The 26971-nt window shown below is 40.1% G+C and carries 24 protein-coding genes and 3 pseudogenes; 18 read left to right on the forward strand and 9 right to left on the reverse strand.

Annotated features, from left to right (window positions below):
* The first annotated feature begins 3 nt into the window (after window positions 1–3).
* Both pruA and V8V91_RS20540 read left to right on the forward strand, forming a co-directional pair.
* Window positions 4–1636, forward strand: a pseudogene (gene pruA, locus V8V91_RS20535) (L-glutamate gamma-semialdehyde dehydrogenase).
* Window positions 1637–1812: 176 nt separating this feature from the next.
* Window positions 1813–2994 carry a hypothetical protein gene (locus tag V8V91_RS20540; RefSeq protein ID WP_373396978.1) on the forward strand — a complete coding sequence of 394 codons (1182 nt, stop codon included), beginning with the start codon at window positions 1813–1815 and terminating at the stop codon, window positions 2992–2994.
* A 90-nt stretch (window positions 2995–3084) separates the two neighbouring features.
* On the opposite strand, the gene V8V91_RS20545 is transcribed toward V8V91_RS20540, so the two are convergent.
* From V8V91_RS20545 to fabG, 3 genes are all read right to left on the reverse strand, one after another.
* Window positions 3085–3273, reverse strand: a complete 189-nt coding sequence (locus V8V91_RS20545) for a CHRD domain-containing protein (protein WP_373396979.1) — start codon at window positions 3271–3273, stop codon at window positions 3085–3087.
* A 14-nt stretch (window positions 3274–3287) separates the two neighbouring features.
* Window positions 3288–4049 (reverse strand): CHRD domain-containing protein, encoded by a 762-nt coding sequence (locus tag V8V91_RS20550; protein WP_373396980.1) that lies wholly within the window; start codon window positions 4047–4049, stop codon window positions 3288–3290.
* A 274-nt stretch (window positions 4050–4323) separates the two neighbouring features.
* A complete protein-coding gene (gene fabG, locus V8V91_RS20555; protein ID WP_074222864.1) occupies window positions 4324–5070 on the reverse strand; it encodes a 3-oxoacyl-[acyl-carrier-protein] reductase in 747 nt (248 codons plus the stop codon).
* Between the two features lie 291 nt (window positions 5071–5361).
* Between fabG and lpdA the strand changes: the two genes are divergently transcribed.
* From lpdA to V8V91_RS20600, 9 genes and pseudogenes are all read left to right on the forward strand, one after another.
* Complete coding sequence (gene lpdA / locus V8V91_RS20560; protein WP_373396981.1) at window positions 5362–6759, forward strand: dihydrolipoyl dehydrogenase; 1398 nt, start codon at window positions 5362–5364, stop codon at window positions 6757–6759.
* Between the two features lie 92 nt (window positions 6760–6851).
* Window positions 6852–7025: an RNA polymerase sigma factor gene (locus tag V8V91_RS20565; RefSeq protein WP_373396982.1), complete on the forward strand. Its 174-nt coding sequence runs from the start codon at window positions 6852–6854 to the stop codon at window positions 7023–7025.
* Between the two features lie 38 nt (window positions 7026–7063).
* Complete coding sequence (locus V8V91_RS20570; protein ID WP_373396983.1) at window positions 7064–7384, forward strand: sigma-70 family RNA polymerase sigma factor; 321 nt, start codon at window positions 7064–7066, stop codon at window positions 7382–7384.
* Between the two features lie 142 nt (window positions 7385–7526).
* The gene (locus V8V91_RS20575) at window positions 7527–8207 is read left to right on the forward strand and encodes an anti-sigma factor (protein ID WP_373396984.1); all 681 of its coding nucleotides are present in this window, start codon (window positions 7527–7529) and stop codon (window positions 8205–8207) included.
* Window positions 8208–8324: 117 nt separating this feature from the next.
* Window positions 8325–8782: pseudogene (locus tag V8V91_RS20580) on the forward strand (DUF2721 domain-containing protein).
* 73 nt (window positions 8783–8855) lie between these two features.
* The gene (locus V8V91_RS20585) at window positions 8856–9206 is read left to right on the forward strand and encodes a glycerophosphodiester phosphodiesterase family protein (protein ID WP_373396985.1); all 351 of its coding nucleotides are present in this window, start codon (window positions 8856–8858) and stop codon (window positions 9204–9206) included.
* Window positions 9182–9733 carry a glycerophosphodiester phosphodiesterase family protein gene (locus tag V8V91_RS20590; protein ID WP_373396986.1) on the forward strand — a complete coding sequence of 184 codons (552 nt, stop codon included), beginning with the start codon at window positions 9182–9184 and terminating at the stop codon, window positions 9731–9733. The genes V8V91_RS20585 and V8V91_RS20590 overlap by 25 nt, the downstream gene beginning before the upstream one ends.
* Window positions 9730–10742: pseudogene (locus V8V91_RS20595) on the forward strand (low specificity L-threonine aldolase). The gene V8V91_RS20590 and the pseudogene V8V91_RS20595 overlap by 4 nt, the downstream one beginning before the upstream one ends.
* Window positions 10743–10831: 89 nt before the next feature.
* Entirely contained in the window at window positions 10832–12094 is a 1263-nt protein-coding gene (locus V8V91_RS20600) for a replication-associated recombination protein A (RefSeq protein WP_373396987.1), read from the forward strand.
* Window positions 12095–12252: 158 nt separating this feature from the next.
* Here the strand turns inward: V8V91_RS20600 and V8V91_RS20605 are convergent, their stop codons facing one another.
* Both V8V91_RS20605 and V8V91_RS20610 read right to left on the reverse strand, forming a co-directional pair.
* Window positions 12253–12480 (reverse strand): four helix bundle protein, encoded by a 228-nt coding sequence (locus V8V91_RS20605; protein WP_373396988.1) that lies wholly within the window; start codon window positions 12478–12480, stop codon window positions 12253–12255.
* Between the two features lie 145 nt (window positions 12481–12625).
* The gene (locus V8V91_RS20610; RefSeq protein ID WP_373400767.1) at window positions 12626–13336 is read right to left on the reverse strand and encodes a nitroreductase family protein; all 711 of its coding nucleotides are present in this window, start codon (window positions 13334–13336) and stop codon (window positions 12626–12628) included.
* 109 nt (window positions 13337–13445) lie between these two features.
* Between V8V91_RS20610 and V8V91_RS20615 the strand changes: the two genes are divergently transcribed.
* Complete coding sequence (locus tag V8V91_RS20615; protein ID WP_373396989.1) at window positions 13446–14936, forward strand: DUF5687 family protein; 1491 nt, start codon at window positions 13446–13448, stop codon at window positions 14934–14936.
* A complete protein-coding gene (locus tag V8V91_RS20620; protein WP_373396991.1) occupies window positions 14933–15628 on the forward strand; it encodes an ABC transporter ATP-binding protein in 696 nt (231 codons plus the stop codon). Before V8V91_RS20615 ends, V8V91_RS20620 begins: the two co-directional genes overlap by 4 nt.
* 113 nt (window positions 15629–15741) lie before the next feature.
* Here the strand turns inward: V8V91_RS20620 and V8V91_RS20625 are convergent, their stop codons facing one another.
* The 4 genes from V8V91_RS20625 to V8V91_RS20640 all read right to left on the reverse strand — a co-directional run bounded on the left by V8V91_RS20625 (window position 15742) and on the right by V8V91_RS20640 (window position 22014).
* The gene (locus V8V91_RS20625) at window positions 15742–17175 is read right to left on the reverse strand and encodes a TolC family protein (protein ID WP_373396992.1); all 1434 of its coding nucleotides are present in this window, start codon (window positions 17173–17175) and stop codon (window positions 15742–15744) included.
* A complete protein-coding gene (locus V8V91_RS20630; protein ID WP_373396993.1) occupies window positions 17168–20335 on the reverse strand; it encodes an efflux RND transporter permease subunit in 3168 nt (1055 codons plus the stop codon). Before V8V91_RS20630 ends, V8V91_RS20625 begins: the two co-directional genes overlap by 8 nt.
* A gap of 24 nt (window positions 20336–20359) precedes the next feature.
* Window positions 20360–21448 (reverse strand): efflux RND transporter periplasmic adaptor subunit, encoded by a 1089-nt coding sequence (locus tag V8V91_RS20635; protein ID WP_373396994.1) that lies wholly within the window; start codon window positions 21446–21448, stop codon window positions 20360–20362.
* A gap of 263 nt (window positions 21449–21711) precedes the next feature.
* Window positions 21712–22014, reverse strand: coding sequence for a hypothetical protein (locus tag V8V91_RS20640; protein WP_373396995.1), 303 nt, complete (start codon window positions 22012–22014; stop codon window positions 21712–21714).
* A gap of 501 nt (window positions 22015–22515) precedes the next feature.
* Between V8V91_RS20640 and V8V91_RS20645 the strand changes: the two genes are divergently transcribed.
* The 5 genes from V8V91_RS20645 (at window position 22516) to V8V91_RS20665 (ending at window position 26640) form a co-directional block, all read left to right on the forward strand.
* A complete protein-coding gene (locus V8V91_RS20645) occupies window positions 22516–23775 on the forward strand; it encodes a prolyl oligopeptidase family serine peptidase (protein ID WP_373396996.1) in 1260 nt (419 codons plus the stop codon).
* 169 nt (window positions 23776–23944) lie between these two features.
* On the forward strand, window positions 23945–24340 hold the full coding sequence (locus V8V91_RS20650) for an AAA family ATPase (protein WP_373400769.1): 396 nt from the start codon (window positions 23945–23947) through the stop codon (window positions 24338–24340).
* Between the two features lie 112 nt (window positions 24341–24452).
* Window positions 24453–25256, forward strand: a complete 804-nt coding sequence (locus tag V8V91_RS20655; RefSeq protein ID WP_373396997.1) for a phosphotransferase — start codon at window positions 24453–24455, stop codon at window positions 25254–25256.
* The gene (locus V8V91_RS20660) at window positions 25253–25468 is read left to right on the forward strand and encodes a hypothetical protein (protein ID WP_373396998.1); all 216 of its coding nucleotides are present in this window, start codon (window positions 25253–25255) and stop codon (window positions 25466–25468) included. The genes V8V91_RS20655 and V8V91_RS20660 overlap by 4 nt, the downstream gene beginning before the upstream one ends.
* Window positions 25469–25674: 206 nt before the next feature.
* Entirely contained in the window at window positions 25675–26640 is a 966-nt protein-coding gene (locus V8V91_RS20665; RefSeq protein ID WP_373396999.1) for a 6-bladed beta-propeller, read from the forward strand.
* Window positions 26641–26971: the final 331 nt, after the last annotated feature.

The following is a 26971-nucleotide window of genomic DNA, read 5'->3' on the forward strand; positions in this document are numbered from 1 at the left end:
ATCATGCTCAAAGGTTTTTTCAATGTACCCACTCCGGTTAACGAACCGGTAAAAGCATATGCACCCGGAAGCCCGAAAGAAAAGAATTGCAAGCAGCTTTAGCGAAGGCAAGAGCGACGCAAGTTGATGTACCCATGTATATCGGTTCAGAAGAGGTAAGAACAGGAAATAAACATCCTATGTCTCCCCTCATGACCATCAACATGTGTTAGGTCATTTCCACGAAGGAGATGCTTCCCATGTAGAGCAGGCAATCAATGCTGCGTTGGGAGCCAAGCATGCTTGGGAAAATATGGCTTGGGAACAAAGAGCTGCTATTTTCTTAAAAGCTGCTGACCTAATTGCTGGTCCATATAGAGCTAAAATCAATGCTGCGACTATGTTGGGCCAATCCAAAAATGCCATGCAGGCTGAAATTGATGCAGCATGTGAGTTTATTGACTTCTTGCGTTTCAATGTGAAATACATGACTGAGATTTATGCTCAGCAACCACCAGTTTCAGGAAATGGAGTTTGGAATAGATTGGAACAAAGACCTTTAGAAGGGTTTATTTTTGCCTTGACTCCTTTCAACTTCACCGCTATTGCCGGTAACTTGCCAGCATCCGCTGCAATGATGGGAAATACCATCGTATGGAAACCTGCTTACACCCAAATTTATTCTGCCAATGTGTTGATGGAGGTGTTCAAAGAAGCAGGAGTGCCGGATGGTGTGATCAACCTGATCTATGTAGACGGTCCAGTGGCAGGAGATATTATTTTTAAACATCCAGATTTCGCGGGTATCCACTTCACAGGTTCCACAGGCGTATTCCAACACATTTGGAAAGAAATTGGAGCCAATATCAATAAATTTAAATCTTACCCAAGAATTGTTGGTGAGACCGGTGGAAAAGACTTTGTGATTGCTCATAAATCAGCGATTCCTAAAGCAGTGGCTGTTGGTTTAGTGAGAGGCGCATTTGAATACCAAGGACAGAAATGTTCCGCTGCTTCCAGAGCTTATATCCCATCCAATATTTGGGATGAAGTAAAAGGGTATATGTTGGAAGATTTAGCATCCATGAAGATGGGAGGTACGGAAGACTTCACCAATTTTATCAATGCGGTAATCGACGAAAAAGCTTTCGATAAAATCTCCGGTTACATTGCGAAAGCAAAAGAAGCCCCAGGAGTAGAAATCATTGCAGGTGGGAATTACGACAAGTCAAAAGGTTATTTTATCGAGCCAACTGTCATTGTGACTCAGGATCCGATGTATACCACCATGTGTGAGGAGATCTTTGGCCCGGTTTTGACCATTTATGTATACAATGCTGAGAACTTTGAAGAAACCTTGGAATTGGTTGATCAAACAGGACCTTATGCTTTGACAGGAGCCGTATTCTCTCAGGATCGCTATGCGATTGAATTGGCGACCACAAAATTAAAAAATGCTGCTGGTAACTTCTATATCAATGACAAGCCAACCGGTGCAGTGGTAGGACAGCAACCATTTGGAGGAAGCCGAGCTTCCGGAACCAATGATAAGGCTGGTTCCATGATCAACTTACTTCGTTGGGTTTCTCCTCGGACCATCAAAGAAACCTTCGTTTCTCCAGAAGACTACAAGTACCCATTCTTGGGAGAGGATTGATTCTTTTGACCTTTGAGGTTTTCAAAACCTCGAAGGTCCTACTTACCTTTCATTAACACACAAAACCTTCGAGATGAAAAATACCTCAAAGGTTTCAAAAGCCTCAGATTTATTTCTGAGGCTTTTTTAGTTCAGATCGTTTCATTAGATTTAGTTTATCTATTAAATTTTCGTAAATGAATAAACTATCTCTAACTCTAATATTACTTATAGCGAGCTCTTGTGCTGATAAAATTTCGGAAGATATTTATCAAGGTCAGCTTGAGGAGTTGCTTTTGGAAGATTTTGCTTTGAAAAAAGACAATCAGACAAAAAGTTTTTATAGTGTAAAGTCAATCGGAAATGAGGGTGAGGAATGGCTTGTTTATTCATCAGGAGCAATCAAATTTAATGGGAGGGCAATAAATTTCGTAGATACTAAGTCTGGTGAAAAGATTTATCAAATTCAGATCCCCTCGGATGGACCTAATTCTCTCAAAGGAGCTTGGTTTAGTTATATTGATTCTCCAAATAAAATTATTGGTATCAGTGATTTAGGAGAGATTGGTGTTTTTGATTCTATTGGAAACAAAGTTAATCATGTTAAATCCAGTTTAAGAGAATCAAATAATATGATGGCAGATGCACATGTTCAAGCCGAAAATGGACTTATGCAATTCAATTCGCCATATCTCCAAATTGGTCAAAACCCGACTTATTGGGTTAATCTGGGGCCAGAGACTAAGCCTGGGGAAATGAGGACGGCATTTCCATTAGAGTTTAAAAGATGGTTAAGTCAGATAAATATTGAGACTGGAAAGGTTATGTCAAGCGAGTTTTCTATACCAGGAGGCTATGATCAATTTGAGGGTGATATGACAGCAACGCAGTTGTTTGGGGATTTTGATAAATCTAGAGGACAATATTTATTAGGTTGGCCTTATTCTGATACAATTTATGTCCTTAAGGATTTGAAATTGGTTAAGAAAATAGCTCCTCCAAGTAAGCAAAAGTTCAAGTATATGCCAAGTGAGATTATACCTTGGGGAAATCAATTTACCGTATGGGCTTTGCCAAAGGAAGCTTCTAAGCACTTGTTTTTAATTTACGATGAAAAAAGAGACCTAATCATTCGTGGTTCAAAAATCAATGAGTCAGGTATGGGAGAATCTAAATTTGAGCGTACCAAACATTATGTTTTAAGCATTTACTCAGGTGATTGGGAACCAATGGGTGAGTACTTTTTCGAATTTGAAACTGAGCTGGAAGTTGAAAACTGGTTCCTAACCTCAGAAGGTCTTTTTATCAACAAGCCCGAACAAGCCTCAGAGGATGTATATGAATTTTATAAAATTGACCTGAGTAGGTTTGCTGATTGATCTTGTAGGTGTTTTGTCTTTCGAATCCCTGAAATCAATAAAAAAGGCCAGCGATTGCTGGCCTTAGTCGGTGGGGTGAATTTAAACAACTTAGTTCACTTGTCCTCTTAACTCCCCACCAGGGAAATCGTCAGAATGAACATTGACATATGCATTTCCAGTTCTGAAAGCCTCTCTTAGGATTTCTAAATCTCCTCCTAGCATTTGACCAGAGAAGTAAGCAGGCATTATTTCGCCCTTTGCATAGACTCCAGAAACAGGACCCACCACTTTATCCATCCTTAAAGTATATACTACTCCTCCATTGATCCAGCTTTTGCTAAATGAATATGAGCAAACCGTACGTCTTCAATGCCATCAACATTTACTTGGAAGGATAAGGCACTTCCGTCGTTGGAAAAATTAAATTTTGCAACCCCTGTGGCGTCTGTCATTGCAGCGGGCACTTCATTAGCTCCGCTTAATTTGGTGCCATAATTTTTATTATCACTGGCTTCTACCATACTTACCTGTCCTCGAAGTTCGCCGCTGGGATTACCGGAGGTATGTAAATTGACATAGATATTTCCTGATTCAAATTCGGCTGTTAAATCAGCTATTGACATTCCAGCTAATGGCCCAACTAATTTGGACGCATCGATCATGCCTTCAGCAATCAATCCATTGGAAAGACCAGGAATTGGAGTGGTAAGTAAAGCAACCACGACAGGTCCATTGGTGCCGGCAGCTGCATAATGAAGGTGAGCAGCTGCAATATTAGAGGTATTGGCTACTCTAAGTTCAAATTTTAAAGTGCTTTCATCAATTTGAGAGATTTTGGCAGCACCAGATCCAGGAGAACTTACTAAAGGAACTTCTTCAGACCCTATTAGAAAGGCCCCGAATTCAGCGAGCTGCCCTTTTCTGGCGTTAAGATCTGATTCAGATGCGAAAGCGGATGAATTATCATCTCCAAGTTGATTCAAGGTTGGAGTCTCCTCCTGAAAGTTTTGGCAGGCAAATGCGAAAAATGCTAAAAAAGATAGCAATGCGAGTTTTTGAAAAGACATTTTCATAAGATGATTATTTAGGTTAGTTAATTGATAAAAGTATGTACGTAACCTAGTGTATCATCGGATTGTTTTGATAGTCAATTAATTATCAATTTCTTGAAATAAGAAGGGTTCCCTAATAAGAAGGGGGCAAAAATTACATGGTTCCATGTGGTGTTTCAGGAAAAGAGGTCTAGCTTCTAGTTCTTTTTGTATGAAAATCGGAAACAAAAAAACGGCTGAGTTTCCTCAGCCGTCCCTATTTCAAATTGCATGCTTCCTATTTCATAATTCCGATTTAGGTATACATTGCTCCATTCACATGAAGCACTTGACCTGAAATATAAGTACTCATGTCAGAACCCAAGAATACGCAAGCATCTGCAATTTCTTCTGGTTTACCACCTCTTTTCATTGGGATGGCATCTCTCCAGCCTTGTACTGTTTTTTCATCCAAAACTTCTGTCATCTCAGTTTCGATAAAACCTGGAGCAATGGCATTGCAACGGATATTTCTGGAGCCTAATTCCAAAGCTACTGACTTGGAGAAACCGATGATTCCTGCTTTGGATGCAGCATAATTAGCCTGACCTGCATTTCCTTTGGCACCTACCACAGAAGTCATGTTGATAATAGAGCCTGCTTTAGCTTTCATCATAGTTCGGGTCGCAGCCTTCACCGTATTGAAGCAGGATTTCAAGTTTACATTCATGATCTCATCCCAAGACTCTTCTGTCATTCTCATCAATAAGTTATCTCTGGTGATTCCAGCATTATTGATCAAAATATCCAGTCCACCGAAATCAGCTACTACACTGTTAACTAATTCCTCTGCAGCTTTGAAGTCTGATGCATCCGAGCGATATCCTTTCGCTTTGATACCAAAAGCTGCCAATTCGCCTTCTAGCGCCTGGCCTTTTTCTACACTGGACAAAAAAGTGAAGGCTACGTTGGCGCCTTCCTGAGCATATTTGATCGCAATGGCTCTTCCGATCCCTTTAGAGGCACCGGTGATCAAAGCAGTTTTTCCGGAAAGTAATCCCATTGATTCTAAAATTTTGTTTTGTCAAAATTAGAAAAAAACTGAAAGTTTCCGATTTGAAAAGTAAAGCCTTTTGGAAATCGGCTTTCTCCCTTCGTATTTTTTCTCAAAAATTGTTTTTGTAAAATAAAATTGGACAAAAGTCGACTTTGATGAAATTCTGTATTTTCACCTGGCTTTTGCTACAGGATTTACGAAATCATTTGCGTTTTTGTGAAGGGCTGCAAATTTTTTTCTGAAGCCAAAAGGTCTATTTTTGCATAGTTTCAATTCGTTATAAAACAATATTTAGATATGTCTTCGACCAAATTTGACTTGATCGTGGTGGGTAGTGGGCCAGGTGGCTACGTTGCTGCTATTCGTGCTTCCCAGCTCGGTTTGAAAACTGCTGTAGTAGAGGCGGCTGAACTAGGTGGTATTTGCCTTAATTGGGGTTGTATTCCTACGAAAGCATTGCTGAAAAGCGCTCAGGTATTTGAATACATCAACCATTCAGCTGATTATGGCATTACTGTAAAGGAGGCCAAAGCTGATTTTGAAGGAATGGTGAAGCGAAGTAGAGGTGTAGCTGATGGAATGAGCAAAGGCGTGACCTTCCTGATGAAGAAGAATAAAATCGAAGTGATTTCTGGATGGGGTAAAATCCAGCCAGGCAAGAAAGTTGAAGTTACTGACAAAGAGGATAAGAAGACAGTCTATTCTGCAGACAATATTATCATTGCGACAGGAGCAAGATCAAGAGAGCTTCCTTCTATGAAAATCGACGATAAAAAAATCATCGGTTACAGAAAGGCAATGACCTTGGAGAAGCAGCCAAAGAAAATGGTAGTTGTGGGTTCTGGAGCAATCGGAGTGGAATTTGCTTATTTCTATGCTTCCATTGGTACTGAAGTAACCATTGTGGAGTACCTGGATAGAATTGTTCCTGTGGAAGATGCAGAGGTATCCAAGGCTTTGGAAAAAATCTATAAGAAGGCAGGTATGACCATCATGACATCTTCAGAAGTGACTGCGGTGGATACCAAAGGATCAGGCTGTAAAGTGACCGTGAAAACCGCAAAAGGTGAGGAAACTTTAGAGTGTGACATCGTGCTTTCTGCCGCTGGTGTCGTTTCAAACCTTGAAAACATCGGTTTGGAAGATGTAGGTATTTTGGTAGATAAAGGTAAGATCAAGGTAGATGAATACTACAAAACCAATATGCCGGGTTATTATGCCATCGGTGACGTGATTCCGGGGCCTGCTTTGGCACACGTTGCTTCCGCAGAAGGAATTATCTGTGTTGAGAAAATCGCAGGACATTCTCCTGAACCATTGGATTATGGCAATATCCCAGGATGTACCTATTGCTCTCCAGAAATCGCCTCAGTAGGGATGACGGAAGCGAAAGCCAAAGAAGCCGGGTATGACTTAAGAATTGGTAAATTTCCTTTCTCAGCATCTGGTAAAGCTTCTGCTGCTGGAGCAAAAGACGGTTTTGTGAAATTGGTATTCGATAAGAAATATGGAGAATTACTTGGAGCGCACATGATCGGAGCCAACGTTACTGAAATGATTGCCGAAATCGTAGCCATCCGTAAACTGGAAACTACAGGGCATGAGTTGATTAAAACAGTTCATCCTCACCCAACCATGTCAGAGGCGATTATGGAAGCTGCTGCTGCTGCATATGATGAGGTGATTCACTTGTAAAAACCCACATTTTTGAAAATAAAAGGCACAAGACTGAAAACATTCGGTCTTGTGTTTTACTTTAGGGTAAACCCATTGTAAACAACCAACTTTTGGAGGAAGAACAATTAATATCCGGACTCAGGGCGAAAGACAAAAAAACTACGGAATACCTCTATGAGAAATATTCCCGTGCGCTTTTTGCAGTCATATCCAGAATAGTCCATGATTCCGATATAGCCGAAGAGGTTTTTCATGACGCATTTGTCAAAATCACCAAAAAATAGATCGCTACGACGAGTCAAAAGGCCGTTTATACACGTGGATGGCAAATATTTGCAGGAATTCGGCGATTGATAAGTTGAGGTCCAAGGAAATTTCTCAATCTAGTAAGACCAACGCAATTGATGACTTCGTATATGGATTAGAAAGCAAATCAGGGACAGAGGCAATGACGGATGGAATCGGTGTCCGCGAGTTAATGGACGAGCTTAATGAAGATCAGCGCTTCATTATTGAGTATATTTATTTCAAAGGATATACACATTCGGAAGTTTCCGAGGAATTTGAAATTCCTCTCGGCACCGTCAAGTCCAGAGTAAGGGCTTCATTACAAGTTTTGAAAAAGAATTTAGACAGAATCTAGTGGATATTCAATCATACATAGCATCAGGCAAATTAGAGCTATTCCTCTTAGGAGAGCTCAATGAGCGCGAGCGTGAGGAGGTTCTGACCTTTGCGAAATTGCATCCGGAGATCAAAAAGAACTGGAAGAACTAGAGCAGACCATGTTTGCCTTCGATGAGTTGACCGGGACCCAACCTTCCAAAGCGGTAAAAGATAAAATCTTTGCCAGTTTGGAACCGGAGTTTAGATCGACTAAAGAGACCACTACGGAAGTAGAAGAACCTAAAGTTGCCAAAGTAGTTAGACTTTCCCTTTGGAAAGCCTATGCAGCAGCAGCTTCTGTAGTGGCAGTATTGGCAGTAGGTGCAGCTATATTTTATGCGAATAAGTTCTATGAAAAAGACGAGCAGTTTACTGCATTGCTTCAGGAACAAAGCGTGATGGCTGACAATTTGAACCAGGTGAAGATGGAGTTTGAACGGAAGGAAACCCAACTGGATAAAATTGTTGCCGGAGATTACAAACGGGTAGAGATGAAAGGCGAAGGTTTTGACATGCAAAAAGACGCGAAAGTAGATGTTTTCTGGGACCAGAATGCCCAGGAAGTCTTTGTAGCAGTCAATAACCTTAATTCTCTTAGTGAGGAATACGATTATCAATTGTGGGCCATAGGAGATGATGGGCCGATCGGGATTGGTTTGGTAAATCCAGGAGAAAAATTCACCCTACAACAAATGGAAGCGGTGGCACAAGCCGGAGCATTTGCTATTACCATTGAACCGAAAGGTGGTTCCGAATCACCAACCCTTGAAAAATTGGTAGTGCTAGGTGAGGTGGCATAGCTAGGTGAGGTGGCATAAGTAAGTAAAAGAAGATTTGAAAAAGAGCCTGTTCGAAAAGGACAGGTTTTTTTTCATTTAAAGGTTTTTGATTGATCTTTAGTAAGCTAATTTAGGCCTATGGAACTTCAACTTTCTACACCCGCCTTACTTTTTTCAGCCATTACCTTACTCATGTTGGCATTTACCAATCGTTTTTTAGCAATAGCCAGTTTGATTCGAGGCCTTCAAAGAACTACATGGATGCACCTGACAAGGAAATGATCGTGGATCAAATCCATAACTTAAGGAAGCGATTGACATTGATCAAGAATATGCAGCTCTTTGGAGTATTTAGCTTTTTATTATGCATCGTCTGTATGTATTTATTGTTCCATGGAATTATAGAAGCGGCCAACTGGGTGTTTGTAGGTAGTATGGGGTCATTATTGATTGCTTTGGCTTTATCATTAATAGAAATTCAGATTTCTACCAAGGCATTGAATTTGGAATTGAAGGATATGGAAGAAGTTTTTAACAACCGAAGTAGTGGGTTGGATTTTATCTTTAAAAAAGAGACAAAAAAAGATGAGAAATAGCCTTCTTTTAACTTTTCTGTGGCTTGTTGGATTACCTGGTTGTAATTCTAAATCAACGGTTGAAACCGCAACTGTGGAACAAAATACCACCAATGCGACTGTAGATGGGTTTTACATCGATTTGGAAGGAGTAGGGACTGCCTACGATTTTTATACTTGGACTTCTGATCGGATTCCTATGGTTTCGGCTCATAGAGGTGGACCCTATCCTGGATTTCCTGAGAATGCCATTGAAACATTTGAAAATGTCTTGAATTATACTCCATCCATCATCGAACTGGATGTGGCAATGACCAAGGATTCGGTATTGGTATTGATGCATGATGACGACTTGGACCGAACCACCAACGGAACGGGCAAGGTGGAGGAGGTAACCTATGAATATATTCAATCCCTCTTTTGGAAGATGAAAATGGGCAGTTGACTAGCTTTCGGGTACCGACTTTAGAAGCGGCATTAACCTGGTCTAAGGGGAAAGCGTTATTGACCGTAGATATCAAGCGATCTGTTCCTTTCGAAAAGATCATTGAGGAGGTTCGCAGTACAGATTCTGAAGGACATGCAGCTTTGATCACCTATACCTTTCCGGCTGCGAAGAAATTGCATTCTATGGCTCCGGATTTAATGCTTTCTATAACCATCAGAAATGAAGAAGAAATCAAAAGGTTAGAAGAGACAGGAATTCCCTGGACCCGTGTAATTGCCTTTACAGGTTTGGCCGAAAGGCCTAGGGAATTTAACCAGGCTCTCCACCAGAGAGGAGTTTTTACCATATTGGGAGTGTTGGGCAACTTGGATCAAAGTGCAGTTAGTCGAGGAGATCAAATCTATGCTAGTTTTGTGCAAAATGGCGCAGATATCTTGGCAACTGATAGACCCATTGAAGCTGCAGAGGCTATTAAAACTATGACTCCATCGCAAAGTTCTAAATCTAAGTATTTCATAAAATGATCATTGACCTACGTAGTGACACTGTCACAAAGCCTACTAAGGGTATGAAAGAAGCCATGTTTTCAGCTCCTGTAGGAGATGATGTCTTTGGAGAAGATCCTACGGTTTCGGCTCTGGAAGAGAAAATTGCGAGTCTTTTTGGGATGGAAGCTGCGATTTTCTGCCCTTCCGGTACCATGACCAACCAGATAGCAATACGTCTTCATACCCGAATTCAAACTGAGGTAATCTGTCATAAATATTCCCACATCTATTTGTATGAGGGAGGGGGATTATGTCAAACTCTTTGGCTTCCGTCAAATTATTGGAAGGGAATCTAGGTAAAATTACCGCCTCTCAAGTGGCAGCCTCTATTAACCCAGATGATATCCATGCTCCTGAGACCACCATGGTTTCTCTGGAGAACACGATGAATAAAGGAGGAGGTAGTATTTATGAATTGGAAGAAGTCATCCCGATCAAAAAGGTTTGTGAAGAGTATGGGTTGAAATTGCATTTGGATGGAGCGAGATTGTTCAATGCATTGGTAGAAACCGGAGACAATCCAAAAGACTGGGGTAGCCAGTTTGATACGATATCCATTTGTTTGAGTAAAGGCTTGGGTTGTCCCGTAGGCTCTCTTCTACTCGGCTCAAAAACCGATATAAAGCGAGCAAGAAAAGTACGGAAAGTGATGGGCGGAGGAATGCGACAGGCAGGATTTCTGGCAGCTGCAGGAATCTATGCTTTGGATCATCAAGTAGCGCGTTTGAAAGAGGATCACGGAAGAGCAAAAGCTTTAGGAGAAATGTTATTGAAAAAATCCTTTGTTCCTGAAGTATTGCCAGTTGCTACCAATATCGCTATTGCCAGGTTGGATGGAATCACACCAGAGTTCTTTTTGGAGAAGTTGGGAGAGAAGCACATTAAAGCGGTTAAATTCGGTCCAGACTTAGTCCGGTTTGTTACCCACCATGATTTTGGGGATGATCACTTGGAAGAGTTTGGAAAACGAATTGGGGAATTATAATTCGAAGACAGTTTTTGTCATAAAAGGGGGCTTTGCGGTCCCTTTTTTCATTTCTCTGTATCTTGCCGATAGAATCTAGATTCCAACAAATGAATAATACACCACTGGCAGAGCGAATGCGCCCAATCCGCTTGGAAGATCTAATCGGTCAAGAGCACTTGTCTTCACCAAATTCATTTTTATATAAAGCCATCAAGTCGGGAAATGTCCCTTCATTGATCTTATGGGGCCCTCCAGGGGTTGGAAAAACGACCGTTGCCAATATCATTGCCAATGAAATCAAGGCGCCATTTTATACGCTTTCAGCGATTAGCTCTGGGGTCAAGGATATCCGTGAGGTGATTGAAAAAGCAAAGTTTCAAATGGGAGTGGTGCTTTTTATCGATGAAATCCATCGCTTTAATAAATCCCAGCAAGATGCGCTATTAGGAGCTGTGGAAAAAGGGATTATCCGCTTAATAGGTGCAACTACAGAGAATCCTTCCTTTGAGGTCAATGCTGCTCTTTTATCAAGGTGTCAAGTATTTACCCTTAATTCCTTGGGGAAACCAGAACTGGAGGCGATGATCCATCAGGCTTTGGAAAGGGATTTGGAGCTGAAGAAACTGGATGTACAGTTGAAAGAGACGGATGCCTTGTTGAGAATCTCTGGTGGGGATGGAAGAAAGTTGCTAAATCTGTTAGAAATAGTCATTGATGGGATCAACGAAGATCCTTGCGTGATCACAGATGAAAAAGTGATGCAAATTGCACAGCAAAAAGTGGCTTTGTATGATAAATCCGGTGAGCAACATTACGATATAATTTCTGCTTTTATCAAATCAATCCGAGGTTCAGATCCAAATGCAGCCGTGTATTGGTTGGCTCGAATGATCGAAGGAGGGGAAGATGTGAAATTTATTGCTAGGAGATTGGTGATTTTGGCGTCGGAGGATATAGGTAATGCCAATCCTAATGCCTTGCTGTTGGCGACCAATTGTTTTGAGGCGGTCAAATTAATCGGGTACCCCGAATCCCGAATAATTCTATCGCAATGCGTGACCTACTTGGCCAGCTCCCCCAAAAGCAATGCCGCCTACATGGCCATCAACCAAGCGCAGTCTTTGGTGCGTGAAAAAGGAGATTTGACTGTTCCACTCCATTTGAGAAATGCACCTACCAAGTTGATGAAAGATCTGAATTACGGGAAGGCATATAAATATTCCCACGATTACCCTGGCAACTTTGTGGAGCAGGAATTCATGCCTGATGAAATCAAAGGAACCAAATTATATGAACCTGGAGAAAATGCCCGTGAGAATGAACTGAGAAGGTATCTGGGAAGTAAGTGGAAGGGGAAATATGGATACTAAAGTCAGAAGTTTGAAGTGAGAAATCTGAAAAGCTAATTCGAATTCTTCTTTGAATTTATAAGCATAGTTGTAATAATTGCTGTCAATTCATTCGCCTCTTTTAAAATTGGTTTAATTCGATCTTCTAAAAGCAAATTAGACTCGGATATCAATTCTAGCTAAAAAATAGTTTTATCAGCTTCTTCCTGTACCACTGATAGTTTTGAAATAAATTCCGCCCTTGATCTTCCTCTTTGAGATGATCTGTAATTTGCTTTAATGGAAGTTCCAGAACGAATAAGATGATTTCCTAATTCGAACCCTACGGTAGTTTTGGGTAAATCGGAAACTAGTTTTATAATTTCTAAAGCAAACTTTTTGGTTCTTTCTTTTAAATCTCGATCCATAACCGAATTTACAAAAACAGCATTTGATTAATATCTTAAAAATTAGAATTTAGTTTTGGATTTTATTTTCAGATTTCTCACTTGAGCTTTCTGACTTAAATAGATTTGACCAGTTCTTCAGCTACATTAAATCTTATGTCTTATATCATAAATCATAAATAAGGTTTTTTGAATCCAATCTAAATCGTTTTCCATAAATTCCTTCTGGAAGTCCTTTGCCGCAACCTATAATCATGCAGATTTCGGATCCTTTGGGAAGATTTAGAAGTTTCGATACTCGTTTGGAGTCATAGCCTTCCATCGGGCAAGTGTCATAGCCGGAGGCTTTCATCCCCAACATAAAAGTCATAGAGGCTAAAGCAGCGGACTTATGAACGGAGATTCGTACGTCCGTTTCGCTGACTTCACGGACCATCGGTCTTTTTAAACCTACCCACCAAGCAATAATTTTTTTGATGGTAGTCCAGCCAGGAAAACGGGAATATAGTTTGGGAATTAAGTTTCCATAATAACTCAATGCCTGTTTTTGTTTCTTTTCAGATTGGTTTTGAACCGTGGTCTTGATGTAATTGTAATTGGCATCAGCTCTAGACTTCCAAAGATCTCTTCGGGTCACCACTACCACCAATTCTCTGGCGGTGACTGCTGCCTTTTGGCGCATGCATAGGTTGGCCAGTGGAGCTTTAATAGAAGAGGTTTCCGGGATACGGATAAATTGATAGAGTTGTAGATTGGAGCTGTTTGGAGAGAGGATAGCTGCTTCCAAGCATTTTTTGACTATTTGGTGATCGAATGGGCTTTCTTGATCAAAAATTCTCACCGACCTTCTTGCCTCTACAGCTTCAAAAAACCTAATTCATTTAGTAATCCCATCAATTAACTATATTGTTTATTCAAACAACAAAAATTTATGTTGATTGATTATTTTGAAGCAAATTTAGAAAGAATTACCAACTACCATTTAAATGATTTTTGAATTAATAAGGCTACAATTCTTAAAGAGTGTCCGATCTACCTCTTTTGCCAAGAGCTTATTGATCACCATATTTCTGGCTTTTCTTGCATTACTCTTACTCAGTTATATTTTGATGGCAGGGATTTTCTTACAAAAAATCCTTGGAGTAATAGCTGAAGGGCAAGATCCATTAGAGGTCCTCTGTTCAGGGCTGATCTTTTTCTTTTTGACGGAGTTTATGTATCGTTATTTCCTGCAGAATCTCCCAGTAATCGAACTGGAAAGCCTCTTGCATTTACCGATTGGTAAAAGGAAGATTATGCACATGCTGCTGGTGAGGTCCTTTATCTCACCTATCAGTGTGATTGCGTTATTACTTTTTCTACCATTTGGAATTCAAGTGATATTGCCTTCAATGGGGATGGCTTCTTTGATCTTCTGGATAGGTAATATCTTAATGATCAGCTGGTCACTTCATTGGTTTATGCTTTGGTTTAAGCAACGGTTTGAAGATAGCCTGATTGGAGTATTTATCGTTTTCGCAGTTTTATTGCTTGGTGGAGGATCTACCTATATGGGCTGGTTTAATCTAGGGGATTTGGTGGCTCCATTTTTCACTTGGTCGCTTAGGAGTATAGTTCCTTTGATTATTAGCACGACCTTTTGTGTGGGGCTCTATTACATTGCCTATACATTTTATCTAAACAATGCTTATCTAGAAGATTTATCCAAAGAGGAGGAAGTTAAATTCGCCAATAGAAGCTTTGGTTTCTTTTCAAGATTCGGCTTGGCCGGAGAGATGGCAAATCTAGAATGGAAATTAATTATCCGTCATAAGAAGAGTAGGACATTTTTAATGCTCAGTGCCTTCTTTTTGTTGTACGGAATGATTTTCTATAATAATCCCCAATACCAGACAGAGGGAGGAGGCTTTAGCTTCATCTTTATTTTTGTGGGGGTATTTATCACCGGGATATTTATGATTCAATATGGGCAGTTGTTTTTAAGCTGGAACTCCGGAAATTTTGATTTTTTCATCAATCAAAAGGATGGAATAGCGGCGCTGATCCGAGGCAAGTATTTATTGCTCATTGCCGTTTCTTGCCTTTGTTTCTTATTGTCAGTGCCCTATGTGTATTTTGGGTGGAAGTTTTTATTGATCCATTTGGCTACATGGCTTTTTAATGCAGGGGTGTTGATTCATTTAATTGTCTATTTAGCCCTATGGAAACCTAAACCAATGGATTTAAATAAAGGAGCCATGTTCAATTACGAAGGGGTGGGTGCTGCTCAGTTTTTGATGATCATACCGATGATGTTAGCCCCTTACGCGGTATACTTGCCTTTTGCTTTGTGGGTCAATGAATATGCAGGCCTAGCTGCATTGGCTACCATTGGAATCATTGGCATTCTATCATTTAAAAAATTATCCCAAATCAATATTAATCGAGTTCTCTCCCATAAATACGAGATTTCATCTTCATTCCGTCAAGAGTTATGATTCAAGTAAAAGACCTTAAAAAACGATATAAAGAAGCGGTTGTCCTGGATGTTCCAAGTTTAGAAATTCCTAAGTCGGAATGTTTTGGATTGGTAGGTAATAATGGAGCTGGTAAAACCACCTTGTTTAGGATCATGTTGGACTTGGTTCGCGCCACTACAGGATATGTAACGATTGACGAAGAGGATGTGAGTAAAAGTGAAGCTTGGAAAAGTGTGACAGGTGCGTTTTTAGATGAGCATATGCTCTTGGCCTACTTAACTCCAGATGAATACTTTGAGACGCTAAGAAAAATTTATGGAATGTCGGAGGCCGATCTCCAAAACCACTTAGCCAAGTTCACGGATCTGTTTAATGAAGAAATCATTGGAAAAAAGAAATACATACGAGATTTGTCCAAAGGAAATTTGAAGAAGGTAGGAATAGCTGCTGCTTTGATGGGAAATCCTCAATATGTGTTTTTGGATGAACCTTTTGAAAACCTAGATCCGAGTTCGCAAATCAGATTAAAGAAATTAGTGCTTCAGGAAAAGGAAAATTCACAAGTGACATTCTTGATTTCCAGTCATGATTTGAACCATGTGACGGAAATTTGCGATCGTATCGTCTTGTTGGAAAAGGGAAAAATCATCAATGATTTGAGGGAAAAATCAGCGATGATGTCTGAATTAGAAGCGTATTTCACAGGTTGATTTAGAATACATATTCGAAAAGAAAGCCCCTTAGGAACATCCTGAGGGGCTTTTCTGTAAGCTATCCCATACTCACTGCTAAGGATAGCAATTCAACCTTTATTCAACTTTAACTAGTACCAACCGCCGCCAAGTGCTTGATATATATTCACTTTGGCATGCATTTGTTTCATTTTGGTTTCTATCAGATCAAATCTTGATTCTAAGGCATCTCTCTGTGTCAATAACACTTCCATGTAATCAGCTCTTGCTGATTTAAACAGGTCATTGGAAATATCTATAGATTGAGTCAACGCATTTACTTGTTGCGTTTTCAAATCATAGGTTTTTTCTAAGTTGTCAATGTTGGAAAGTTGATTTGCTACTTCGATGTATGCATTCAAAATCGTTTGCTCGTAATTATAAATCGCCTGAATCTGCATGGCATTGGCAGTGAGGTACCTGGCTTTGATCGCATTTCGATTGATCAATGGAGCTACCAACTCACCCGCGAGCGAATAGATCAGGGATTGAGGAGTGGTGAACAAATAAGAGGGATTGAATGCATTAAAACCTAATCCAGCAGAAATCTCCAATTTAGGATAGAAGTCTGCTTTGGCCACTTGAATGTCAATCTTCGATGCTGCCAATTCAAGCTCTGCTTGTCTGATATCCGGTCTGTTTTGTAATAACTGAGAAGGAATCCCCGCATGAACCATTTCAGGGACCAAGTCGGTGAAAACACGGTGATCTCTTTCCACTCTTTGAGGGAATCTACCTACCAAGAAATTGATCCGATTTTCAGTTTCTATAATTTGCTGCTGAATGTCGTATTGAAGACTTCTGGTATCTAGCACTTGTGCTTCAAATCGTTTTACTGCGAGTTCGGTGACTCTCGCAGCATTTTTCTGATACTTGACAATTTCCAAGGCATTGTTTTGGATCTCGATGTTCTGTTGAACAATCTCCAATTGATTATCCAACGCCAGTAGTTCGTAGTAAGAATTGGCAATTTCAGCGATCAAGTTGGTAACCATGAAATTTTTACCCTCTACACTACCTAGATATCGAGTCAAGGCTGATTTTTTTGCATTTCTGAGCTTTTTCCAAATATCCACTTCCCAGGTGGCAAATGCACCGACCACATAATCTTGCAACGGATCTGGCATTTCTTCCCCAGGTTTGATTTCAGTATTGGCATCATTGGCCCCTTGACTGGTGTACCGACCCACTTTATCCACACCTGCACCTACTCCGATATTCACAGAGGGTAAAATTTCACCCTTTCGGACACGGACTTCATTTTGAGCAATCTGTATCTCCTGCAAGGTAATATTCAACTCCTGATTCTTGCTCAGGGCCGTATCAATCAGGGTTCGAAGGTATGGGTCGGAAAAGTATTCCTTCCAATCCAAAGTAGCGGTATTCGTAGTGTCCTGAGAGCCATTATAGCTTTCTGGAACTGTATCATTTATGGCTTTTTCGGCCAATTCTTGAGTCTTACAAGAGGTCACCGCAAAGGAAAGGCTTGCTACTCCAAGACTTATATAAAGGATTCTTTTAAGCATGTTTGTGGTGAGTTTGTTCGGATAAGGGACTTTCGTCTTCATTCTTGATTAAATGACGGCCATCTGCCAAAGACCCGAAAATGTAATAAAGGCCAGGGACAATGATTACCCCGAATATGGTACCGAAGAGCATTCCTCCCATGGCAGAAGCACCGATGGTTCTGTTTCCAATTGCACCTGCTCCGGTTGCTAGTATCAATGGAACCAATCCAGCAATAAAGGCAAAGGAAGTCATGAGGATAGGTCTAAATCGAACCTTAGCACCTTCTATTGCTGCCGCAAGGATGGTCGCACCTTCCTGTCTCTTTTGTACAGCAAATTCTACAATCAATACCGCGTTTTTACCCAACAGCCCCACTAACATGATCAAACCAATCTGGGCATAAATATCATTGTCAAGTCCCATCATCTTTAGCAAGAAGAAGGATCCAAAAACCCCGACAGGTAAAGAGAAAACTACGGCAAGCGGAATAATAAAGCTTTCGTATTGTGCTGCTAAAACGAAGTAAACAAACACAAGTACGATGATAAATACATAGAGTGCTTCGTTACCTCTGCTAGCTTCATCATAAGACAAGCCTTCCCATGCAATATCATATCCTCTCGGTAAAGTTTCAGCGGCCACTTCACGAATGGCTTGAATGGCATCAGCCGTAGTATAGCCTGGAGCCGGAAGACCTCTGATTGCTGCCGAGTTATACATGTTGAAACGGGTAACCTCATTAGGACCTTGTGTTTTCTTCATCGTCATGAAGGCAGAATAAGGCACCATTTCGCCTGCTTCATTTTTAACAAAGAGATTCAGAACATCAGAAGGTAATCGTCTGAAGCTTGGATCAGATTGCACATAAACTTTGAAGAATCGGCCAAATCGGATAAAACCTTGTTCGTAGGTACTTCCAATCAGAATGTTTAAGTTCTCCATGGCCTTACCAATGGATACCCCTTTCTGCATGGCTTTATTATTGTCTATCTCCAATTCGTATTGTGGATAGTTGGCCGCGAAGAACGTAAATAGACCAGTGATCTCTTTACGTTCTCTTAGGTGATCCATGAAGTCTTTGTTGATCTTATCAAACTCCTGATAATCTGTATTGGTAGTTTGATCCAATAATCTCATGGAGAAACCGCCAGATGAACCGAAACCCGGAATAGCTGGTGGTTCGAAGAACTCTACAATTGCACCAAGCCCCTTAGATTCTTCTTCTAGTTCTTCCATGATTTCTTTCACCGTGTGCTTACGCTCACCCCAAGGCTTCAAGTTGATCAAACAAGTACCGGCATTGGAGCCACGACCCTCTGTCATGATCTCATATCCTGCCAATGAAGAAACAGATTCTACTCCATCGATTTCCTCGCAAATCTTTTGAAGCTTTTGAGAAACCTGATTGGTTCTTTCCAAAGTTGCTCCTGGAGGTGTCTGGATAATTGCATATATGGTTCCCTGGTCTTCACTAGGAATAAATCCTGCTGGAAGAATCTGGTTTTCGAAGAAAATTCCAGCTCCGAATAGTAGAAGGATTCCAAAGGTTAGCCACCTTCTGCTCACCATGGATTTCAAAAGTCCAACATATTTACCTGTCAACTTATCGAAAACGCTGTTAAAGCTATCCAGTGATTTGGTCAAGAAGTTCTGCTTTCTTTCATGTCCATGGTGATTTTTGAGCAGCATGGCGCAAAGTACAGGAGTCAAGGTTAATGCGATCACCGCTGAAATCACAATGGAACTGGCCATGGTGATAGAGAACTGCCGATAGAAGGTGCCTACTGGGCCTGACATGAAGGAAATTGGAAGGAATACTGAAACCATAACCGCAGTAATGGCGATGATGGCTCCACTGATTTCTCCCAACACTCTTTTTACAGCCTGGTAGGGAGTCAGGTGAGGGAAATCCTCCATTTTGGCGTGTACGGCTTCCACCACTACGATCGCATCATCGACCACAATACCAATTGCCAACACCAGAGCAAATAAAGTGACCAAGTTGATCGAGAGACCAAAGAATTGGATCACAAAGAAAGCTCCAACCAGCGAAACCGGTACAGCTAGAATAGGAATTAATGTAGACCTCCAGTCCCCTAGGAAAATAAATACTACGAGGGCTACAAGGATAAATGCGTCGCGTAATGTATGAACTACCTGTTCGATAGATGCATCTAGGAATTGAGAAACGTCATAACTGATTTGATAATCCATTCCTGGAGGGAAGGATTCTTTCATGGCTTCCAGTCTTGCTTTCACCTCTGCGATTACATCACTGGCATTACTGCCATAGTTTTGCTTCAATACAATCGCCGCGGAAGGATGACCGTCTAGGTTGGAATAAATATCAAAGAATTCACTTCCTAATTCAGTTCTAGCGATGTCTTTGAGTTTGATGCTTTCACCATCAGGGTTTGCCCGGATGATGATGTTATCGTATTGTTCAGAGGTATTGAAACGGCCCTTGTAGGTCAAAACATATTCAAGAGACTGGGCTGCGATACCGGAACTTTGACCGATTCTTCCTGGGCGTCCTACGATACTTTGCTCTTGCATCGCTTCCATGACATCTTCTACAGAAAGGTTGTAGGCACGCATACGGTCTGGATTTAACCAAACCCGCATGGCATAAGTTCTACTGCCCAAAATTTGAGACCTTGCTACCCCTTTGATCCGGTTGATCTCCGGAATCATATTCACGTTGGCATAGTTGTACAAGAATTTTTCATCCATGCTTTCACTCGTCGAGAAAAGGTTGACGTACATCAACATACTTGGCTGGATAGGAGTGATAATCACACCTTCTCGCTGAACCAATTCTGGTAGGAGAGGCATAACCTGATCCACTCTGGTCTTGACTCGTATGACGGCCTGGTTGGGGTCGGTGCCTGGTTCGAAGATTACGTTAATGGTTGCCTCACCCGCACTAGTTGCATCTGTGGCCATGTATCGCATGCCTTGTACCCCATTGATGGAGTTTTCAAGCGTAATAAGCGTGGACTTTACCAGCACGTCAGCACTGGAACCTGGATAGGCAATAAATATACTTACCGTTGTTGGAGCGATTTCCGGAAACTGTGAAATAGGCATCTGCTTCATGGCCAGAGAACCTACAAACACAATGATAATGGAGATTACAATCGCTAAAACTGGTCTTTTTATGAATTTTGTAAACATCAGTTTGTTGTTTTAGGATTGGAATTACTCGGCATAAAGATCCAGACTCGAAATCACTGATTTCGGTTCCAGAAAATCATACTGGATTTCTTCGTTTTCTTTTATTAGTCGAAGACCTTCCAAAAGTATTTTGTCTGTAGGCTCTAATCCTCCTACTACTGCATAAATGTGTGGTAACTCTGCAGAGATTTCGATTTCTCTAGAGTGGATTACATGATCTTCATCAATGACAAATACATACTTCTTATCCAACACTTCGAAGGTTGCCTTTTGAGGGATTAATAAGGTCCCTTCGAGAGGGATTGTCATTTGGATGTTTCCAGTTTCCCCATGTCTTAACAACCCATCAGGATTCGGAAAAGTCGCTCTAAAAGCGATGTTACCAGTTTCATTGTTGAAATCCGCTTCAATAGTTTCCACTACTCCTGGGTATTCAAACATTTTGTGGTTGGCCATTTGGAAGGCCACTTGCACTTTTTCATTGGATTTGACCTGAGCTTTATAATCTAGGTATTCCGCTTCAGGCACGTTGTAATAAATCCACATTTTACTGTTGTCGGAGAAGTTGGTCAATAACTCTCCTTCTTCTAGCAAACTGCCTTCTCTGACAAGGAACTTGTCAATAATTCCGTCAAATGGAGCTCTGATTTCAGTAAACTGTAAATGTGTTTCTGCCAAAAGTCGTTCGGCATTGGCTTTATCCACCTGTGCTTTAGCCATAGCTAATTCATTGGGGGCAACGATATTTCTGTCTGCCAAAGACTTGGTGTTTTCATATTCAATTCTTGCAAATTCAGCTTCAGCTTTTGCTCTTGCAAGCTCTGCTTCGTAGACATTCGGCATGATTTTGAAAAGCAAGGTGCCTTTTTTCACAAACTGACCTTCATCTACATAGATTTTTTGTAAGTAGCCTCTTTCAAGAGCTCTAAGCTCAATGTGCTGGATCGAATGGACCTGAGACACATATTGTTTGGTGATAGTTGTGTCCATGGGTAATGGACTGGTTACCTGAAAGGTAGTTTCTGCTTCATGGTGCTCCTCTCCGTGAGAGTTACAGCCTGTGTGGAATAGTAATGCACACAAGCCTGCGAGCATGATAATTCTCGATTTCATAAAATAGATGTTAAACGGTATTTATTCTTGGATTTTAGAAACGTGTAAAGAATTGATACACGGGATTGCGTCCTTCATTTTGGAAATTGAAGCAACACAAGAAGGGTAGGGTAAGAAGAGCTATGGATTATATAGCCTACTTAAAAAGTAGTATCATATAGTAAACACCTGGTTGATGAGGTGCATCCTATAGGACGATACAAGGTAGAAATGCTTACTAAGGAATAAGCGTCTTTGAATAAACCGGAATAAAAATCCGAGAATTAGGTGCAAAAAATAGCAATAAAGTAATTGCTATTTTCTACATACTTTTTAAATGAAAAAAGGATGTCATCTTCCTCCTCGATTTCAGTAGGATCTAACTTGATTTTACCGGACTCGTGAATTTGAATGATTGGGACTTGTTCGGAGTTGCTTTGGGCTATGTGAGAATTTTCTAACCTGGAAAAATTTTCTTCCTGAACAAACTGATGACCCTCCTCCATTTCATGGGCGTATAGTTGACTATACCCGCTTGAAAGTAGGATGCAAAATGAAAGTACAATTCTTGTAATCAACTTTGTCATCAGGGTGCGAAATAAATAAAGTTTTTCTCCCAGTCAAGAAAACTTCAGTTAAATCCTGTTAACGATTCAAATTTTCCTCTCAATCCAATATAAAATTTAAAAGGCTTTTGAATCAATGGTACTAAATCAAATTTTATTTTGGTTTAGTTCAATGCTTAACATTTTTTTATAAAATTCTGTATTTTATTGAGAATCTTCAAACTATTTGGGGTAATTATTTTTGTTTTTTTATTTAACGAGGCGAGTAATGTGGTTTTTGCTTTGCTAGAAAAGGTTTTTACTTCATCAATAACAAGTCATTTTCCCAATATGAAAAAGAAGAATGATCCCTATCTCAAATTAGCTGATTTTGTAAACCACTTTATTTTTTTCAGTCTTAAAAGTGGTTTACAAATGAGCTTTATATAGTGATTCCATAAAAAAATCATCACGTTTATATAATTATCAGTAAATGAATAGGATAGATTTTTAAATTGAAGATTCTGTAAATACCAATAAATCATGAACAATAAACCCTTATTTCTAATTCTTTGTATGGTGCTAGCCTCCTTTCAGGTGATGGCACAAAATACCTATAATCTTGTCGTAGAAGGCTTTGACTGGGGTCCGGCGGTAAACAAAGTGATTTTGTCCAAAGGCAGCACTGATTTAAGTGTAGATCCATCAGTTTACCATGTTTACGCTACAAGAAGTTCTGAACTTTCAGAAGGTCCTATTAATCCTTCTGGAGGAGAGAGAACGGTATTATCTGCTTATCCTTCGGATGGTCAAGGAAACAGGCAGGAGGGCGGAAGTTATGTCACATTGAATCTGGCAGTAGCTCCTACTATTCGTGTGAGTTCACCCTTTCAATACATGCGTGGTCATGGCAACGTCTGGGTAGACTACCAATTGTTAATTACCAATACAGAGACCTTGGAAGTCTGGAACAAAGAAAGTGACCGGATCATGCCCTTGATCGATGAATTTGATTTGAATGGTACATTCACTCATTCCAATGTCGAACTAACCTATGCCTCATTTACACCGGATACCGATCAAGATAAGGCTCCATTGATTATTTGGTTACATGGAGGAGGTGAAGGAGGGACAGATACCACCATTCCATTGCTAGGAAATCGGGCTGCCAATTATGCATCTCCGGAAATTCAACAATATTTTGATGGGGCTTATGTGTTGGTTCCACAAACACCTACTCGTTGGATGGATAGCGGGGATGGTTCTACTAGTGGTCAGGTAGATGATATTTACTTTGAGGCGTTGAAGGGTTTATTTGATGATTTTGTAGCGAAAAACCCCAATGTAGATACGGATCGGATTTATGTAGGTGGATGTAGTAATGGGGGGTATATGAGTTTGAAATTGATCTTGGAATACCCTGATTACTTTGCTGGAGGGTATATCAGCGCTTTAGCCTATCGGGCAGCTTATTTATCAGATGAACAAGCTAAAAGTATCAAAAATGTACCGATCTGGTTTGTGCACTCCAAAGATGATTCGACCACTGTCGCGGATCAGACTGTATTACCAGTGTATGATAAACTAATCAAAGCTGGAGCAAAAGATGTTCACTTGACTTTATATGACCATGTGGTAGATATCACAGGCTTATTAGGAGGAGAGGATTACCATTATCCGGGGCACTGGTCATGGATTTATTCACATGCAAATAAGAGCCAAACAGATTTTGATGGTAGTCCCGTGAAAGTAGATGGAGTTCCCGTGACTATTATGCAATGGCTTTCTTCCCAATCAAATTAGTCATCAGTAAGTAATAGAAGTTAAGGATTTATAGAGGCTGCTAAAAACCTTGCGATTTCAACTTGGAGTAAGAGAACCAGTTGGAAAAGCGGTTTAGGCAGCTTCTTTTTTAAATTAGTCTAGATTCCTTCTTTTTACATATAGGGAAAATAATTCAGGAGTTAGAAAAATAAGTAGGAGATATGTTGTTGATTATGGTCTTGGGACTTCCCGGTTCCGGAAAAGCTATTTTGCTTCTAAACTTTCAGAACGGCTTAAGGCAGTCCATTTGGAAAATGATGTGATCCGAAAAGAACTTCATAAAATGGGGAGCTATACGAGGGAGGATAAAATGGAGGTGTACCGAGAACTGTGTCAACGTACAGAGTTGTTGGTCAAGGATGAGAAATCGGTGGTAATGGATGCTACCTTTCAATTGGAGGAATATCGAGAGTTGATTTATCAACTTTCATCTAGATATGAAGTTCCTTTAAGTACCATTTTGGTGGAAGCAAGTGAATCACTGGTAAAAAAAAGGCTGGAAAAGCCAAGAAAAACAGTGAGGCAAACTATGAGGTGTACTTGAAGTTGAAAGAGAATTTTGATCCTGTCCGTCCGCCTTTCATTGCTATTACTTCCAGAGAATCAAATCTGGAATCAATGCTTCGGCAGGCGATGGACTATATTAATCCTGATCAATGAATTCTTCCGAAATCAAAAGCTTATCGCAATTGGGCTCTTTCAAAGGGCTGGCCTTAAAGGGAAAATTGATAGAGACTCATATTTCTTGGGTCATCCTATCCGGAGACCATGCTTTTAAAATCAAAAAGCCTGTTCACTTGTCTTTTGTTGATTTTTCCAGTTTGCAAAAGCGGAAACATTACTGCGAAATGGAAGTGAATCTCAATGCAAGGTTTACTGATATCTACTTGGGAGTGGAACCAATTTATTTTGAAGAAGACCATTGGTCCATTGGCGGGGAAAAAGGATTGCCTCGGGATTTTGCTGTGGTGATGAAGAGGATGGATGAGGGAATGCGGATGGACCGACTTTTGGAGAAAGCAGAGGTGTCTTCAGAAGCCATAGAAAAATTAGCCCATCAGGTGGGGAGTTTCCACAAAAGAGCCCGAGTGATTCATCGGTCTTTTGACTTGCAAAAATCGAAAGAGACCTTCAATGATATTTTGAGTATAGAAAAAGTATTGGAAGAGCTCCCTAATTATGATGAACTCAAAGAGCAATTACATAGGGCAGTTAGGTTGAGCGACTTGTTTTTGGAAAGTAATTCGGAACTTTTAAAACAGCGAATAGAAGAAGGGTTTGTGAGGGATGTTCATGGGGATTTGCATGGAGGCAATGTTTTTTTGATGGAAAGCCCCGTCATTTTTGATTGCATAGAGTTTAGGGAGGATTTCCGACAGATTGATGTGCTGTATGAGGTGGCTTTCCTCTGTATGGATTTGGAAAGTTGGGGAAGAGAAGACTTGTCGAAGGTTTTTTGACTACCTATTTTGAGCAACAAGGGACGTCCATTTCTGGTCAGGAAGAAAAATTGTTCAATTATTATAAGTGCTTGAGAGCCAATATTCGTGCAAAAGTTTACGCCATCGAGATTTCCCAATCGAAAGATGAAAAGTCTAAACAAAATTACATTAAGGAATTCAAGAGATATTTGTCTTTGATTGTGGGGTATTTGGATTTGCTTAATGAATAAGACAATAAGGGGATATAGAGAGTAGAAAAAAGGATGAATTTAAATATGTCTATCTATGGGACCGAACAGGTGCGTAGTATTCAATAATCTCGATCATGAAATATAGTATTAGAATTCTTTTTTTCATTTCATCTTTCCAATTTCAAAATTGTGGAAACAAAGATTCTCCAGATTCACTTCAATCTACAAAAACAATTGAAATCAAGATGGATTTTTTGAAGGGTGATTCACCGGAATTTATCATTGAATTACTTGACACTATAAATCTTGAGATTCCTGGAAATCCATCTCTTACTTCGGTCCAAGATTTGGCCTTTTCGCAAGATTTCTTTGTTCTCTTAGACAGAAAACAGGGTCCATTAAAATTTGACTACAATGGTAGGTTTCTCGGGAAAATCGGGGAGATGGGAGAGGGGCCAGATGAATATATAATGCCATATGCGATTCACTTAGACGAAAAGGAGAATGTTGTCTTGGTGGCAGATTGGCAAAAAATGACCGTGATTTCCTATAACCCCAAAGGGAAATTTGAATCAACAAGCAGTAAACTTCCTGGGCATCCGATCTCTTTTTATAAGGATAGTGATACTCTACTGGTTGTTCAGGAGACAATCAATGGCACAAAAGAGCAACCTCGTCAGGTGTTGATAAGCTCTATTGAACCCAAAACCTTTGAAATTAAAAACTGGGAAAAGCCACTTTACGGCTATCATTCAAAATTCACTATTATCCATCCAATTCCTAGGATAATAAGTCGGGTAAACAACGCAAATTTATTTTATATGCCAGTCTTTCGGGGAGACATGTCATCGCATAACGAGAAGGATACGATTTTTAAAATAAAAGAGGGGCGATTGACTCCAGAATACCTACTTCATTTTATTGGATTTGACAACACAATTCAATTGGTAGTAAGCCAAATGGTGATGTCCGATAAAAATGCATTTTTACGTGTTTTATATGATCATCGTTCCTATTTTATAGTAATTGATTTGGAAAACAATCGTCCTCTAAGTCATATAAGGCAATTATTTGACCAAGAGATGACAGATGAAATGATTCCAAAGCTATTTAAAGGAAATGTGTATTACTCCATTCTTAGGGATAAGGAAAATGCAATAGAAAAAAATCCTCAATTAGTGTTTTACCGTTTTCCATCGGTAAAAAATTGAATAGAAAATAGTGGTGAAAACCACCTTCCCTTTTTCAAACAATTCGACCCCATAGATTTCGGTTCCACTTGCCTGAGAATCATAGCGAAGCACAAAGGCAAATCATTCTTCAAATAGAAATACGAGAGATCTCTGTTGTAAGATTTTTAAGGAGGTCATGTTATATTGAGGGGGATCATATTGTATGGTCTATTCACTCAATAGTCGGTTTTATTTCTTTGGTTACTCTCAAATTGTAGATGCCTATGGATGATTTTCATAAGTTAAAACTTTGGATCTATATAAAACATAAGGGTATTTTGGATTTAATTGGTTAGTTGGTTAGTTAAAT

Source organism: Algoriphagus halophilus, assembly GCF_041729275.1.
Taxonomy (GTDB): domain Bacteria; phylum Bacteroidota; class Bacteroidia; order Cytophagales; family Cyclobacteriaceae; genus Algoriphagus; species Algoriphagus halophilus_A.